This is a genomic window from Ruegeria sp. CDSB013, assembly GCF_059611165.1.
On the sequence record NZ_JBXWPA010000003.1, the window covers coordinates 346,389 to 361,576 of the forward strand.

Sequence of the window (15,188 nt, forward strand, 5' to 3'; positions counted from 1 at the left end):
GCGTCAGCTGGCCCTCTTCATCCCCATCACGCGTGCACGTGCCCGAGGATCGCTGTCGAACAATGCCGCCAGCTGTTCAGTCATCGCACCTGCCAGCTGTTCGACATCCGTGATCGTTACCGCGCGGTCGTAGTATCGGGTTACATCGTGGCCGATACCAATGGCCAAAAGCTCGACCATCTTACGTTTTTCGACCATTCCGATCACGTCGCGTAAGTGTTTTTCCAAGTAATTCGCGGGGTTAACGCTGAGCGTTGAATCATCAACCGGCGCGCCGTCCGAGATCACCATCAGGATCTTACGCTGTTCGCGTCGCGCCAGCATCCGGCGATGCGCCCACTCCAGCGCCTCACCATCGATGTTCTCTTTCAGCAGGCCTTCTTTCATCATCAAACCCAAGTTGGGTCGCGCGCGACGCCACGGGGCATCCGCGCCTTTATAGATGATGTGGCGCAGATCGTTCAGACGCCCCGGCTGTTGCGGGCGACCGTCATTCAGCCATGCCTCACGTGCCTGGCCACCTTTCCAAGCGCGCGTAGTAAAGCCAAGGATTTCGACCTTCACGTTGCAACGTTCCAACGTCCGGGCCAGAACATCGGCACAGATCGCCGCGATCGAGATCGGACGACCGCGCATCGAGCCCGAGTTATCCAGCAGCAGTGTCACCACCGTATCGCGGAACTCAGTGTCTTTCTCGACCTTGAAACTCAGCGGCGTGGTCGGGTTGGCCACAACACGCGCCAGTCGCCCGGCATCTAGAATACCTTCTTCGCGGTCAAACTCCCAAGAGCGGTTCTGTTGCGCCTGCAAACGGCGCTGCAGTTTGTTCGCCAGACGGCTGACGGCACCCTTAAGCGGCTCAAGCTGCTGATCCAGATAGGCGCGCAGCCGTTCCAATTCGGCAGGCTCGGCCAGGTCTTCGGCTGCGATCTCTTCGTCAAAGGTTCCAAGGTAAACCTTATAATCCGGGTCGGCCTCGGACGCTGGCGGTGGGGCAGGTGGCTCCAACGGTGCCTCGCCCTCGGGCATCTCGGCCTCTTCGCCCATCTCATCCTCGGCCATCTCGTCCATCGAGACCTGAGCCTGGGACTGATCCTGCTGCTCTTCCTGAGTTTGCTCAGGGGTCGCGTCGGCGTCCTGTTCGTCCTGATCATCCTGACCGGTGCTGTCGGGATCGGGCTGTTCTTCGGCGTCGTCCTCAGCCTGATCTTCCTGATCTTCGTCCAGCTCATCCGGGTCTTCGCCCAACTGATCGCCGTACCCCAGATCCTTGATCATCTGACGGGCAAACTTGGCGAATTCGGCCTGATCCGAAAGGATGTCCTGCAAATTTTCCAGCGTGCCACCAGCCTGCTCTTCGATGAAGCCACGCCACAGGTTCATGATGTTCTCAGCTGCAGGCGGCAGGTCGCGCCCGGTTGCCAAGTGGCGGATCAGATAACCCGCGGCCACCGACAAGGGGGCATCTGCGGGTTGCTTGCACTGGTCGTAACCGCGGCGCAGTGCCTCGTGCCCGATCTTTACATCGATGTTCGAAGCGGTGCCGGGCATGTCCCGCGCGCCCATCGCCTCACACCGTGCGACCTCCATCGCTTCATACAAGTCGCGCGCCATATCGCCCGGAGGCGCATAGCGGTTGTGCGTCGCATCATCATGGTACTTGCGCTGCAATGCCAAGGCATCCGCCGTTCCGCGCGCCAGCAGAACCTCCTCTCGCGTCATTCGGCGCGAGACCTGCGGCAAACGCATCGACTCGCCCGACAGCCCCGAGGGGTCGACCGTATAGCTTACAGACAGCTCTGGATCGTCGGCCATAACCTTGGTGGCCTCGGCCAAGGCCTTCTTGAACGGATCGGCGGGGTTGTCGTTAGGTTTAGACAATGAACGTACTCCAGATCATTGCTGCTAGGAAAAGTATTGCGTACTCCCAACGCAGCCGTATCAGGTGAACATATTGCGACGCCGTCATGTCTGAAGGCGCCGACTTTTTCCAACCTACTTTGTCAAATAGCCAAAATGAATCAAAAACGACCCAGATCGATGCTATGACAAAAAAGGCTTTCACCCCAAGCTTACGCTCGCTGCACTTTCCGGCAGTTCCTCATCAAAACAACGTTGATAGAACTCGGCCACTGTCTGGCGCTCAAGCTCATCACACTTGTTCAGGAAGGACAGGCGGAAAGCGTAACCCACATCACGGAAAATCTCGGCGTTTTGGGCCCAGTTGATAACGGTCCGAGGGCTCATAACTGTGGACAGGTCACCGTTCATGAAGGCGGTCCGGGTCAGGTCGGCAACAGTGACCATCTGGCTGACGGTCTTGCGGCCTTTCTCGGTATTGTAGTGCGGCGCCTTGGACAGAACGATCATCGTTTCGGCATCATGGCTGAGGTAGTTCAGCGTCGAGACCAGCGACCAGCGGTCCATCTGAGCCTGGTTAATCTGTTGCGTGCCGTGATAGAGGCCAGTTGTATCGCCCAGGCCCACAGTGTTTGCCGTGGCGAACAGGCGGAAATTGGGATTCGGCGTGATGATCTCGTTCTGGTCCAGCAGGGTCAACTTGCCGTCGTGTTCCAGCACACGTTGGATCACGAACATCACGTCGGCACGGCCCGCGTCGTATTCATCGAACACGATGGCGACAGGATTGCGCAACGCCCAGGGCAGGATACCCTCGTGGAACTCGGTGACCTGTTTGCCGTCACGCAGTTTGATGGCGTCCTTGCCGATCAGGTCGATCCGGCTGATGTGGCTGTCGAGGTTCACACGCACGGCGGGCCAGTTCAGGCGGGCTGCGACCTGTTCGATATGGGTCGATTTGCCTGTGCCGTGATAGCCTTGGATCATCACACGACGATTGTGGGAAAAGCCTGCCAGAATGGCCAGTGTGGTTTCCGGGTCAAACTTGTAGGTCGGGTCGATCGCGGGTACGCGGTCACTGCGGTCAGCAAAGCCCTTGATCGCCATGTCGGTTTCAATACCGAACACGTCACGGACCGAAATTTCTTCGGTGGGTTTTGCGTTTACGTCGATCGATCCGTCAGCCATTCGCCTTGTCCTTATCCTTTGCCCCGCGTTGCCGGGTTTGAACTCGTGTGTGGTGCAACATATTGCGGGCAAGGGCAAGGGAAAGCCGTGCTGGTAGGTACTTAGGCGGATGTTTCTTTGAAACTGGCCTTATCGACGTTGCGTCCAATGTCTCGAGCTAATCTTTCAAATCTTGGACAGCACGAATTTTGGGTCCAGAACGCCGCCACGCAGTCCCGTGAAGCATTAACATTGCAATAGTAAGATATGATGAGTTAAATATGCATATATGATTGTGCAAAAGCGGTTCCCGATTTTGTTTTTAAGAGTGTAGGTAAAAATGTCGTTAGTAATCTCAGGTCCGACTTCTATCTCGATCCCCAGTGGGTCGACCTCGGTTATGGAGCAGTATACCGCGACCAAAGCTGTGACGTGGAGCGTGACCGTAACTGGCAATGGTGGATTGGATCCTTCCGACTACACTGTTTCGATTTCACCGAGCGGAGTTCTGACCGTTGAGCTTACTGAGGGGGCAGACATTCCCCCGAATACGCAACTCACGGTTCTAATACGCGCGACGACGGGGAATCCGGGAAATGGTAACAATGCCTCTCTCAGTGTGACAGTCGACCTTCCTGCCGGAACAGTGCCATGTTTCGTAAAGGGAACTTTGATTGAAACCGGGAAAGGTCCTTGCCCCGTCGAAGAACTATCGGTTGGGGACAAAGTTCGTGTTTCCAGCGGTGCGCTGTTGCCTATCCTTTGGATTGGTAAAAAGACCATGAGCGCGGAAGCGTTGCAGCGAAACCCACGATTGCGCCCTGTTTGCATCCAGAAAGGGGCAATCGGGGACGGTTTGCCTGATCGTGATCTATACGTGTCTCCACAGCATAGGATTGTTCTCGAAGGGTGGCGCGCCGAATTGCTGTTTGGAGAGCCCAGAGTTTTTGCTGCGGCAATTCATTTGGTCAATGACAAAACAATTCGACAAGTGCGGCCCGATGAGGCCGTGACGTATTTCCACGTTGCCTGTGATCGCCATGCGATACTGATTTCGCATGGTTTGCCGACAGAAAGCTTGTTTCTGGGCGACATGGCGCTTTTGTCATTCGATCGCGAAGATGTCGAGGAGCTTGGTATGCTATTCCCGGATCGTTTCAGCCCTAAACCCACTTTGGAACAAACTCGCGTGCGGTGCCTAAAGCGACCCGAAACAGAGGCGCTTTTGCGCATGTACGGTCGTCGATAAGCCGACTACCTAAAGTTCCGGCTGTCCTTGATCTGATCCCACGCCCAGACGACCTCTTGCAACTGCTCTTCCTGGGAACGGTCGCCGCCGTTCATGTCAGGGTGCAGCACCTTGATCAGCTTTTTGTACGCTTTGCGCACCTCGGCCTTGGTCCAGCTGTCGTTGGCTTCCAGAATTTCGATCGCGCGGCGTTCCGTGGGGGGCAGGCGACGACCGCCGCCACCTGACGTGCGTCCTTTGTTTTGGGTGCTGTTTGCGCCAAGTACCTGATGCGGGTCTTCGATGCCCAGACGCGCCCATGCGCGCGCTTCGGGATCGCCCATCGGCTTGGTCTCGCGCTCCCACACTTTGTCCTTGGACCGCTGGGCGTTCAACTCGGCCTCGGTGGTGCCGTCAAAGAAGTTCCACTTGTTGTTGTATTCGCGAACGTGCTGCTGGCAGAACCAGAAAAAGTCGTCCAGCACGTCAGGGGCCTTGGGCGCACGGAACTTGCCCGGTTCTTCGCAACCTTCGTGATCGCAGATACGCGTCGAGGTTTCAGACGCGCCCGACATTCCGCGACGCCCCCGCGGGTTCTTTTTCTTGGAAGTGGATACGGACATATCAAATCCGAAGGGGTCTGACTTCACCATGTGCTCATCCTTAAGAACGCATCTTTTCGACTCGGAGGCAGCAGTTTAGTCTAAGCAGCCGAAAGTAGAAGAGGGGGGGCGGTAAAATTTTCGCCCGTGAGCAAAAAAATGACTGTTACCGACGAGATCCGAACCCGCCTGATGGCAGCCTTTGAACCGCGTGAGCTGGAAGTCGTGGATGACAGCGAAAGCCACCGAGGACACGCCGGGTTTCAAGAGGGCGGCGAAAGCCATTTCAACGTCCGTATTCGTGCCAGCGCTTTTCAGGGTCAATCCCGCGTCGCCCGCCACCGGGCCGTACATAAGGCACTGGGTGACATCGTGCCCCGCATTCATGCGCTGGCGCTGGATATTGATACCTGAACAGGCCCTTTGGTCGGTGCCTAGGCGACCAGAGAAATGGCCCTGTTAACCGCGATTCCCTGATTCACCGCTCGATAGGTGGGAAAAGGCAGCCGGTGCGTTTCATCAATGTCTCGCTGTATCCACTCTTGCTCTTCCAGGCGATGAAGCGACGTCGAAAGTGCGCGGTCGGAAATCGTGATCAGACCGGATTTGAGGGTCGAGAACCGTCGGGGCCTGTCGGTCAGCGCCAGAATAGGCGCCGTCCAACTGCGTCTGAGTAACGCGAAATCAGCGTCATCTGGCACGGCATTCACGATTCGGCTGGCGATTTCGGCCGCAGATTCACCCGTTTGGGTCAATCGAAACTCGGGACGCAACGGATGACCGTGGCCAGGATTCCGTTCCAGAAAACCCAATTGAATCAGGTGGTCAAGGCTCTGGGCAAATGCCGTTCTGCCGGCGCTTGTCGCAGCCAGTAGCGGTGCCTGTCGTCCCGGCATGCCTTCATGCATCAACGCCAGAATGTTCAGGGACCAGGCGCGGGATGTAAGCTTGACAAGAATCGTTATGTCCATAAAGTATAGTTACTTTAATTTTCGCCAAAAGGATAGTTCAATGCCACTCGTTTCACTGGAAAACACGATCACGCTCGCCATGTCCGTGCAAGACAGGCATGTCAGTGCCGAATGGTATCAGGCCAAGCTGGGGTTTGAGCTGATCCACCACATTGACGAGGCCGGTTGGAGCGAGATGAAAACCAAAACCGACGGTGTGACCTTGGGCCTGGGTGAACAGGCCGAGCCTGCGCCGGGCAATACGGTGCCGGTGTTCGGGGTGTCGGATATTGCGACGGCGCGTCAGGCGCTCGAATCCTCGGGCGTCAGGTTCGATGGGGCGACTGAAACGATCGAGGGCATGGTCAGCACCGCGACGTTCTACGACCCGGACGGCAACGCACTGATGCTGGCGCAGGATCTGAGCCAAGCAGCAAGCGCTGCCGAGTAAAATTCAGCTGCAGGCTATGAAAACGCCGAGCAGACCGCTTAGGTCTGCTCTTTGTCCTTTTCGGACAGGTCTGTTGGCTTCAGGGTCAATGGCGGATCTTTGACCTCTTCTGAAATCGGTGCAGGGGCCTGCACTTCTTCTTCTGGTCCAGGCACCGGCTGAGCCACGGGGGCAGCGTCGCTGTCCTCAACCGCCTCACGCTCCGAAGAAAATTCAGCTGCAATCTCACGCCGAAACACCAGAACGTTGCGCCAGTTCACGGTGGAACTGGTCAGGCCAGCGCGTTCCTCGCTGGGCAGAAGTTCCGCACGCTGGTATTCCCAGCCATCCTGCCCCATTTGATTCAGGATCTGTTCGATCGACACTGCAAACCGCCCTTCGGCAGTTTTGACGCCCTTGGCCTTGGTGCCTTTCTGCGGGGCGGGGACAACTTTGTATTCGTAGCGCTGCATCAGATTTTCCTAGTTGCCGATCCCTGGCAATCTAACATGTTGTCGGGTTTCGAACAGTCATCATCGCCCGTTGGGCAAATTCTGTTTTGTCTGTTGCGCCCCGCGCGCGGGGCCGGAAGATCCGCGCCATATGCACGGACCCTTCCGTTGCAGTTTCTTGAACCGAAAGGTTTACGAGCTCAGCTTTTTGCTGACCAACTCATTGACGGCTTTGGGGTTCGCCTTGCCGCCAGTTGCCTTCATGACCTGACCAACAAACCAGCCTGCCAGTTTCGGGTTCACCTTGGCTTTTTCGACCTGCGACGGGTTGGCCGCGATGATTTCGTCCAGCGCAGTTTCGATGGCACCGGTGTCGGTGACCTGTTTCATGCCGCGTTCTTCAACGATCTGCGCCGGGTCGCCGCCTTCGGTGTAGACAATCTCGAACAGATCCTTGGCGATCTTGCCAGAAATGGCGTCTGAGGCGATCAGATCGATGATCCCACCCAACTGCGCAGGCGAAACCGGCGAGTCGGTGATGCTGTGGTCTTCTTTCTTCAGCCGACCAAACAGTTCGTTGATGACCCAGTTTGCGGCCAACTTGCCGTTGCGGCCTTTGGCGACCTCTTCGAAATAGGCGGCCGACTCTACCTCGGCGGTCAGAACGGAAGCGTCATAGTCGGTCAGCCCGAATTCACTGATGAATCGTGTCTTCTTGTCGTCGGGCAGTTCCGGCAATTTGGCGGCGATGTCGTCCACCCATGCCTGCTCAATCTCCAACGGCAGCAGATCTGGGTCAGGGAAGTAGCGATAGTCATGCGCCTCTTCTTTGGACCGCATCGACCGTGTTTCGCCCTTGTCCGGGTCATATAGCCGGGTTTCCTGATCGACCTTGCCGCCACCTTCAACGATGGCAATCTGACGACGCGCTTCGACTTCGATCGCTTGCTGAATAAAGCGCATCGAGTTCATATTCTTGATCTCGCAACGGGTGCCCAGATGCGAGAAGTCCTGCGTTTCCTGATATTTCTCATAAGCACCGGGCAGGCAGATCGAAACGTTCACGTCTGCTCGCAGGTTGCCGTTCTGCATGTTGCCGTCGCAGGTGCCCAAGTAACGCAAGATTTGACGCAGCTTGACGATATAGGCAGCGGCCTCTTCCGGTCCGCGAATATCGGGGCGGCTGACGATCTCCATCAGGCAAACACCGGTCCGGTTCAGGTCGACAAATGACATGTGGGGGTCCATGTCGTGGATCGATTTGCCAGCGTCCTGTTCCATGTGGATGCGTTCAATGCGCACCATACGTGCGGTGCCGTCACCCATTTCGACCAGAACCTCGCCTTCACCCACAATAGGCTGATAAAGCTGAGAAATTTGGTAACCCTGCGGCAGGTCGGGGTAGAAATAGTTCTTGCGGTCAAAGGCCGATTTCAGGTTGATCTCCGCCTTCAGGCCCAGCCCGGTGCGCACCGCCTGTTCCACGCAATACTCGTTGATCACGGGCAGCATTCCCGGCATCGCCGCGTCCACGAATGCCACGTTCGAGTTCGGCTCGGCCCCGAATTGGGTCGACGCACCCGAGAACAGCTTGGCATTGGATGAGACCTGCGCATGCACCTCCATCCCGATGACCAGTTCCCAATCGTGCTTGGCCCCGGCAATGGTTTTGGGTTTGGGCATTTCGTATGTCAGGTCGAGCATGGCGCGCCTCATTTCCGCAGAAGTCTAAGCCTGCGTATTAGGCCCGGCACGGCCTAGGGGCAAGGGGGAATCAATGCCCGGACAGGCGCAAACCCGTCGGAGTAAACGTCACATCCAATCCGCTGCGCAGCTCATCACGGAACAGATCGCCAATTGCACGCAGGGCATCGCGCTGCCCGCGGGCCGCGAACCGTTCGGGTGAATTGATCCGAACACTGTTGTTGAACCCATTTGCTGCATGGGCCCAAATCAACGGGTGCAGTTCTGTCAGGTGATCGCGGATCAGCCAGTTTGCAGCCTGGTGTATCTGGCTGCGCACCAGATCAGCCTTGTCGCACTGGCCAGCACCGTTCTGGATCGTGATGGCGCAGTAGGCAGACAACATGTTGACGGTTTGCTGGTCAGGACGCCGACGGAGAATATCGTGCATGCCTTCCAGGAAGAAATCGACATCCAGACGCGCGCAGGCCTCTTCGTCTAGGGCAATTGCGTCGAACTGAACCCAAGTATAGCCTCCGGCCCCCCAGGTGTCCCGGGTCTGAGCCGCCATACGCAGCGCCTGGACCTCGAGCTCGCCATAGCTTCCGAACCAGCGCGGCAGCAGGTGGGTCCCCATCGCGCGCATGTGCCGATGATTCAACGGGTCGAGCTTAATCAACCGCTCGTATTCATCCGCCACCCGTGTGTTTGCTCTACGCTGACCCGCCAAAATTGCGCAGCCAGCCGAGGCGACAATGGGGCTGTCCGCTGCGGCCTCGCGACAATTGGGAAGGATTGCAGCTGCCCGATCGAAATGGGCGGCGCAACGGGATTGGTGCAGCGAGGGAAGGGTTGCTTCGTTCGTTGTACCGCGCCATGCCCATGCCATATCAATGTGGGCCAAAGCGACAACCAAGGCGATCATCGGGTCGCCCGAGTGCGCGCGCATCTCGTCTTCCAATTCGGAAATGCCGTTCATGACATCAAATTCTGATAGCGCTTTGGCGTCAGACAGCGCGTGCTCTGCGGCCAGAACCACATCGGCTCGTGCCCCAAACGCCAGCAATTCGGCGACGGGCATTCCGTCGGGTGCAGTGTCCCGTGCGTCGTCTGCTTTGCGCATCAGGTCGGACAATTCTGCCCAGCGATCCTGTCTGGCCAGGAAGCGGCCTTTTTCTATCGAGCTGCGCCCAATCTCATCCTGGGCCTGAACATCAGCCAATGGGATGTTCAATTGCCCTTGGTCCGGCAATACAGGCGAAACAGCCGGGTCAGCGAAATACGCGCCGGATGCAGCGGGATGAGCAATAGAAGATCGGGAACGGGACGAACGGTCCCTCAAAAACCAGAACATGGCGGCACTCGAAACAAACAAACCAGAAACTTGAGGGTGAAAGCTTTGCCGCAATCGGTGTCAAATTCAAGGTCTTTGAATGAGATTGGTTAACTATTGTCTTTAATTTTACGAAAATACATCCATTGTTTCAAAATGCGACGAAGTGATGACGTTCAATTCGAAAACCAGCCTGTTGCAGGACCTGTTCGAAGTCCCTGTGATGCGGAGACGACTCATCAGGCAGCCGAATCCGTTTGCCGGATGTCAGAACCAGTGAAACGCGCACCGAGAAATCCCAGCGCGTGTCGAAGCGGAAATAATCAATGTCCGAACGATCAATTTCGGCCTCTCGGGTGCCGGTAAACCAGCGCAGTTTGTTCTGATCAAGAACCAGCCCTGCGCTGGTGTTCTGTGTGATATCCCAAATAGCCGGTAACGTAGGCAACGCCAATAGCACTACCAGCCACCACGCCGCGTCGAACAGGATCACAAGTGCCAACAAGGCCGCATAGACGCAGATCAGAACACCGACGGTGCGCGGTGCCCGATTCTGACGCGTAAACGTGAATTCCGTCATGCGTTGAGAATGCGCGAGACCATTTCTGTCGTGTCGCGCGACAGGTCAGGCGTTTCTGCGATGCGGGTCAGTTGTGCACGGATCAGGTCCTGACGGTCCGCGTCATAGCGTTTCCATGTCTGGTAGGCCGAACACATCCGCGCCGTGGTCTGCGGGTTGACAGGGTCCAGTTTGATCAGCCAGTCGGCCAGCAACGCATAACCCGCACCATCTGCGCGGTGAAAACCGGCGTGGTTCATCGCCAGTGCACCCATTACCGCCCGGAACCGGTTGGGGTTTTTCCAGTTGAAATCGGCGTGCTCGGTCAGGGTGCGGGCGATGTCTGCCGTGGCCGCTGGAGAGGCCATTCCGACCTGAAGGGCAAACCATTTGTCCATCACCAGACGGTCGTGCTGCCATTGATCGTAGAACGCAGAAAGCTCGGCCTCGCCTTTGCCTGCGCGCAGCAGGCAGGACAGGGCGCTCAGTTGCTGTGTCATGTTGCCAGCCGCCGCGTATTGCTCGGCTGCCATTGCCGCACCATCAAGCCGTGACGTCAGGGCCAGTGCGGCATTGCCAAGCGAACGTTTGCCGACTTGGTCTGCATCGGGACTGTATGGTGCCTCGATCAAGGTTTCGCTGTGCAAGCGCGGCAGCAAGTCCTGAACGTGCTGCGCGGTTGCCTGCCGCAGCGTCTCGACCGCTGTCCAGATCGCCATAGGGTCAGGTGTTTCACCCCGGTCGGACAACGCGGCCGCCAGCTCGGATTGCGAAGGCAGACCCAGCATCAGGGCGCGATACGCCGGGTCCAGATCGCCGTCGCGCAGAACGGCCAGCACCCCGTCCAGGTAATCCGCACCCGGCGTTGCGTCTTCGAGGATCATGCGCAACAGCGTGTCCTGCGCCAAAGACCGTCCCGCCTGCCACCGATTGAAAGGATCGGTGTCGTGGGCCAGAAGGAAGGCGCGTTCGGCGTCGGTGTGATCGTGCTCAAGGATCACAGGGGCCGAGAAATCTCGCAGGATCGAGGCCACAGGTTTTGCCGCCAGCCCGGTGAATTGGAATCTTTGTTGCGCTTCGGTCAGTTCCAGAACCTCGGTTGCGCGCACCTCGTCCCCGTTTTGGCCAAGCAGACCTACAGCGACTGGGATCACTTGCGGCAGCTTTTCGGACTGCCCAGGTGTTTCTTCGGTGTGCTGCGCCAGTGTCAGCGTATATGTGCCGTCATTCCAATCTTCGCTCACTGTTACGCGCGGCGTGCCGGATTGGCTGTACCAGCGCTTGAACTGGCTCAGGTCGCGGCCGGTGGTGTCCTCAAACACCTTGATCCAGTCTTCAATGGTGCAGGCTTGCCCATCGTGACGATCGAAATACAAATCCAAAGCCTTGGAGTAGGCCTCATCACCAACCAGACGTTTCAGCATACCGATGATCTCGGCACCTTTTTCGTAGACGGTGGCGGTGTAGAAGTTGTTGATTTCCTGAAAACTCTCAGGCCGGACGGGATGCGACAAGGGCCCGTTATCCTCGGGGAACTGCCGCGCGCGCAGGTCGATAGCGTCCTCAATCCGCTTTACTGGGGCCGAGCGCATGTCCGAGGTGAACTGCGCATCCCGGAAAACGGTCAGCCCTTCTTTCAGGCACAGTTGGAACCAGTCGCGGCAGGTGATCCGATTGCCGGTCCAGTTGTGGAAATACTCATGCGCGATGATCGCTTCGATCCGTTCAAAATTGGCGTCGGTCGAGGTTTCAGGGCTGGCAAGAACAGCGGATGAGTTGAAGATGTTCAGCCCTTTGTTCTCCATCGCGCCCATGTTGAAGTCATCCACGGCCACGATGTTGAACACGTCCAGATCGTATTCGCGGCCATAGATGTCCTCGTCCCACTTCATGGATTTCTTCAAGGCTTCCATACCAAAGGCACATTTGCCTTCGTCGCCGGGACGGACCCAGAGGTTCAGCTCCACATCGCGACCCGACATGGTGGTGAACTGACCGGGATGGGCGATCAGCTCGCCCGCGACCAGCGCGAACAGGTAAGCGGGCTTGGGCCACGGATCGGTCCATTCGGCCCAGCCTTCGCCTTGGCCCGAAGGGTTGCCGTTGGACAGCAGTACAGGGAGGTCGCCGTTGATGCGCACGGTAAAGTTGGACATTACGTCCGGGCGGTCGGGGTAATAGGTTATCTTGCGGAACCCTTCAGCCTCACACTGGGTGCAATACATGCCGTTTGACATATACAGGCCTTCGAGCGCCGTGTTATTGCCGGGATCGATCTCAACCTCGGCTTCCCAGATAAACGGCGCGTCGGGGGCAGCAACGGTCAGGCCCTTGTCGGTAATCTCGGGGGTGATTTCCGCACCATCAATGGATGCGCGGATCAGCTTGAGGTCCTCACCGTGCAGGAAGAACGTCTTGTCGCTGGCCTCCGGGTTCGGGCGAAATGCGATGCGAGAGGTGACGCGGGTTGCGTGGGCGGCCAGATCAAACGTCAGGTGCACGCTGTCCACCAGATAACCAAAGGGTGTGTAGTCTTTCAGATAGATCGTCGTTGGGGCAGCGTCGCGCATCAGGGGCCTCGCATAATTTCGTGTTTGCGCGAACGTATGGGCTGTGAAGGTTGGCTGCAAGCCGTGCGATCCGCGCGCCGGAATGCCTCAAGCCTGATTTTGGTAAGTCTTTTTGACCGCGACGCTGCGACGCACGTTGCCTATCGGAAACTTTCGCCCTAAATGCTGACGGCATACAGTCGTGCACATTCCCGGGAGAAACAAAATGAGCAGCAGACAGGCGCGCAGCGGATTGCAGGTGGATACGGTTCTGGCCGAGTTCATTGAAGGCCAAGCCCTGCCGGGTACAGGTGTCACAGCGGATGCCTTCTGGGATGGTCTGGCGCGCATGGTCGCTGAACTTGGCCCCAAGAACCGAGCTTTTCTGGCTAAGCGGCAGGACATTCAGGGCAAGATCGATGCATGGCATCTTGAGCGCCAAGGCCAGGACCACGACGCCGAGGCCTATCAGGTTTTCCTGCGCGAGATCGGTTATCTGGTCGAAGAAGGTGCGGATTTCCAGATTGAAACCGCCAATGTCGACCCCGAGATCGCCTCGATCCCTGGACCGCAACTTGTTGTTCCGATTACCAATGCGCGATTTGCACTGAACGCAGCCAATGCACGTTGGGGCAGTCTTTATGACGCGCTTTATGGAACGGACGCGATGGGTGACTTGCCTGCGGCTGGCGGCTACGACGCGGCGCGCGGCGCGCGGGTGATTGCCTGGGCAAAGGGGTTTCTGGATGACGCCGTTCCATTGGCAAATGGCTCGTGGGCGAATGCGCCTGAACTGCGGGTTGAAGAGGGGGCATTGGTGCCCGCACTGACGGACGCTTCGCGATTTGTTGGCTATGGCGGTTCGACTGAGAACCCCGATTTTGTGCTGCTGAAAAACAACGGTCTGCACATCAAGATCGTGATCGACCCGTCCAGCAACATCGGGGCGGCGGATCCTGCTGGCATTTCCGATGTTTATCTGGAATCCGCCCTGTCCACGATCATGGATTGCGAGGACTCGGTTGCGTGTGTCGATGCCGAGGACAAGGTTGTTGCCTATGGCAATTGGCTGGGTCTGATGAAGGGCGACCTGACAGAAGAGGTCGCGAAAGGTGGCAAGACCTTTACCCGTAAACTGGCCCAGGACCTGAGCTTTACTGCAGCATCCGGTGGGGCAGCCAGCCTGAAGGGTCGTTCGCTGATGCTGATCCGCAACGTCGGGCATTTGATGACAAACCCTGCTGTGTTGGATGAACAGGGCAATGAGATCGGCGAAGGGTTGATGGATGCGCTCTGCACGACGCTGATCGCCATGCACGATCTCAAGCGAGACGGCGGAAATTCGGTCCAAGGCTCGGTCTATGTGGTCAAGCCCAAGATGCACGGACCGGCAGAAGTCGCGTTCTCGGTCGAGATTTTTGACATGGTCGAAGACATCCTTGGCCTGCCGCGCAATACCGTGAAGCTGGGCATCATGGATGAAGAGCGCCGCACGTCGGTCAACCTCAAGGAATGCATCCGCGCTGCGAAATCGCGGGTGGCTTTCATCAACACCGGTTTTCTTGACCGGACTGGGGATGAGATTCACACCTCGATCGAAGCTGGGCCAATGCTGCCCAAGGGCGACATCAAGAACACGCCGTGGATTGCGTCTTATGAAGATCGCAACGTAGATACTGGTTTGGCCTGCGGTCTGAAGGGCAAGGCGCAGATTGGTAAGGGCATGTGGGCGATGCCCGACCGGATGGGTGATATGCTGGAGCAGAAGATCGGCCACCCGAAATCCGGCGCGACGTGCGCCTGGGTGCCGTCGCCGACAGCTGCGACATTGCACGCGACGCATTATCACGAGGTTGACGTGCTGGCCCGCCAGGATGAACTGGCTGCCGGTGGCGCGCGGGGGACGCTGGGGGATTTGCTGACCATTCCGTTGCTGGGCGGTCGAAACCTCAGCGAGAACGAGATCACCCGCGAGATCGAGAACAACGCGCAGGGCATTCTTGGATACGTGGTGCGCTGGGTTGATCAGGGTGTTGGCTGTTCGAAAGTGCCGGATATCAACGATGTCGGCCTGATGGAGGATCGCGCGACCTGCCGGATTTCATCTCAAGCGCTGGCCAACTGGTTGTACCATGATGTTGTCTCGGAAGGGCAGGTCATGGCTGCGATGCAAAAAATGGCCGCTGTGGTGGATCGCCAGAACGAAAATGACGCAGACTATCGCCCGTTGGCACCCGGTTTCGACGGAATTGCTTTCCAAGCGGCCTGTGATCTGGTCTTCAAGGGGCGCGTGCAACCCTCGGGCTATACCGAGCCGGTCCTGCATGCCCGCCGGTTGGAACTGAAAGCCAGCCTTTAAACCAACAGGAACGATA

The 15,188-nt window shown here is 57.6% G+C and carries 13 protein-coding genes; 4 read left to right on the forward strand and 9 right to left on the reverse strand.

All coding sequences use genetic code 11. The features are described 5' to 3' along the window. Nucleotides 1-3 precede the first annotated feature (3 nt). On the reverse strand, nucleotides 4-1,881 hold the full coding sequence (gene cobT, locus AC2FJF_RS07875) for a cobaltochelatase subunit CobT (protein WP_496724422.1): 1,878 nt from the start codon (nucleotides 1,879-1,881) through the stop codon (nucleotides 4-6). A gap of 180 nt (nucleotides 1,882-2,061) precedes the next feature. Then, on the reverse strand, nucleotides 2,062-3,048 hold the full coding sequence (gene cobS / locus AC2FJF_RS07880) for a cobaltochelatase subunit CobS (protein ID WP_058274350.1): 987 nt from the start codon (nucleotides 3,046-3,048) through the stop codon (nucleotides 2,062-2,064). A 319-nt stretch (nucleotides 3,049-3,367) separates the two neighbouring features. Between cobS and AC2FJF_RS07885 the strand changes: the two genes are divergently transcribed. Continuing rightward, entirely contained in the window at nucleotides 3,368-4,276 is a 909-nt protein-coding gene (locus tag AC2FJF_RS07885; RefSeq protein ID WP_496724423.1) for a Hint domain-containing protein, read from the forward strand. Nucleotides 4,277-4,281: 5 nt separating this feature from the next. Here AC2FJF_RS07885 and AC2FJF_RS07890 read toward each other — a convergent pair whose 3' ends face one another. Then, complete coding sequence (locus AC2FJF_RS07890; protein ID WP_058274352.1) at nucleotides 4,282-4,908, reverse strand: J domain-containing protein; 627 nt, start codon at nucleotides 4,906-4,908, stop codon at nucleotides 4,282-4,284. Nucleotides 4,909-5,016: 108 nt separating this feature from the next. Between AC2FJF_RS07890 and AC2FJF_RS07895 the strand changes: the two genes are divergently transcribed. Further along, nucleotides 5,017-5,271, forward strand: coding sequence for a BolA family protein (locus AC2FJF_RS07895; protein WP_058274353.1), 255 nt, complete (start codon nucleotides 5,017-5,019; stop codon nucleotides 5,269-5,271). Between the two features lie 20 nt (nucleotides 5,272-5,291). Here AC2FJF_RS07895 and AC2FJF_RS07900 read toward each other — a convergent pair whose 3' ends face one another. Then, a complete protein-coding gene (locus AC2FJF_RS07900) occupies nucleotides 5,292-5,828 on the reverse strand; it encodes a winged helix-turn-helix transcriptional regulator (RefSeq protein WP_496724424.1) in 537 nt (178 codons plus the stop codon). Between the two features lie 40 nt (nucleotides 5,829-5,868). On the opposite strand from AC2FJF_RS07900, the gene AC2FJF_RS07905 reads away from it, so the two are divergent. Next, nucleotides 5,869-6,258: a VOC family protein gene (locus AC2FJF_RS07905; RefSeq protein WP_058274355.1), complete on the forward strand. Its 390-nt coding sequence runs from the start codon at nucleotides 5,869-5,871 to the stop codon at nucleotides 6,256-6,258. A gap of 38 nt (nucleotides 6,259-6,296) precedes the next feature. Here the strand turns inward: AC2FJF_RS07905 and AC2FJF_RS07910 are convergent, their stop codons facing one another. The 5 genes from AC2FJF_RS07910 to pepN all read right to left on the reverse strand — a co-directional run bounded on the left by AC2FJF_RS07910 (nucleotide 6,297) and on the right by pepN (nucleotide 12,834). Continuing rightward, complete coding sequence (locus tag AC2FJF_RS07910; RefSeq protein ID WP_496724425.1) at nucleotides 6,297-6,710, reverse strand: DUF4177 domain-containing protein; 414 nt, start codon at nucleotides 6,708-6,710, stop codon at nucleotides 6,297-6,299. A gap of 171 nt (nucleotides 6,711-6,881) precedes the next feature. Beyond that, nucleotides 6,882-8,393 carry an Asp-tRNA(Asn)/Glu-tRNA(Gln) amidotransferase subunit GatB gene (gene gatB / locus AC2FJF_RS07915; protein WP_496724426.1) on the reverse strand — a complete coding sequence of 504 codons (1,512 nt, stop codon included), beginning with the start codon at nucleotides 8,391-8,393 and terminating at the stop codon, nucleotides 6,882-6,884. A gap of 70 nt (nucleotides 8,394-8,463) precedes the next feature. Further along, nucleotides 8,464-9,726 (reverse strand): hypothetical protein, encoded by a 1,263-nt coding sequence (locus AC2FJF_RS07920; RefSeq protein WP_496724427.1) that lies wholly within the window; start codon nucleotides 9,724-9,726, stop codon nucleotides 8,464-8,466. Nucleotides 9,727-9,856: 130 nt separating this feature from the next. Next, nucleotides 9,857-10,285: a hypothetical protein gene (locus AC2FJF_RS07925; protein ID WP_496724428.1), complete on the reverse strand. Its 429-nt coding sequence runs from the start codon at nucleotides 10,283-10,285 to the stop codon at nucleotides 9,857-9,859. Beyond that, the gene (gene pepN / locus AC2FJF_RS07930) at nucleotides 10,282-12,834 is read right to left on the reverse strand and encodes an aminopeptidase N (protein WP_496724429.1); all 2,553 of its coding nucleotides are present in this window, start codon (nucleotides 12,832-12,834) and stop codon (nucleotides 10,282-10,284) included. Before pepN ends, AC2FJF_RS07925 begins: the two co-directional genes overlap by 4 nt. A 205-nt stretch (nucleotides 12,835-13,039) precedes the next feature. Here pepN and AC2FJF_RS07935 point away from each other — a divergent pair, with 205 nt between their 5' ends. Then, nucleotides 13,040-15,172 carry a malate synthase G gene (locus AC2FJF_RS07935; RefSeq protein ID WP_496724430.1) on the forward strand — a complete coding sequence of 711 codons (2,133 nt, stop codon included), beginning with the start codon at nucleotides 13,040-13,042 and terminating at the stop codon, nucleotides 15,170-15,172. Nucleotides 15,173-15,188: the final 16 nt, after the last annotated feature.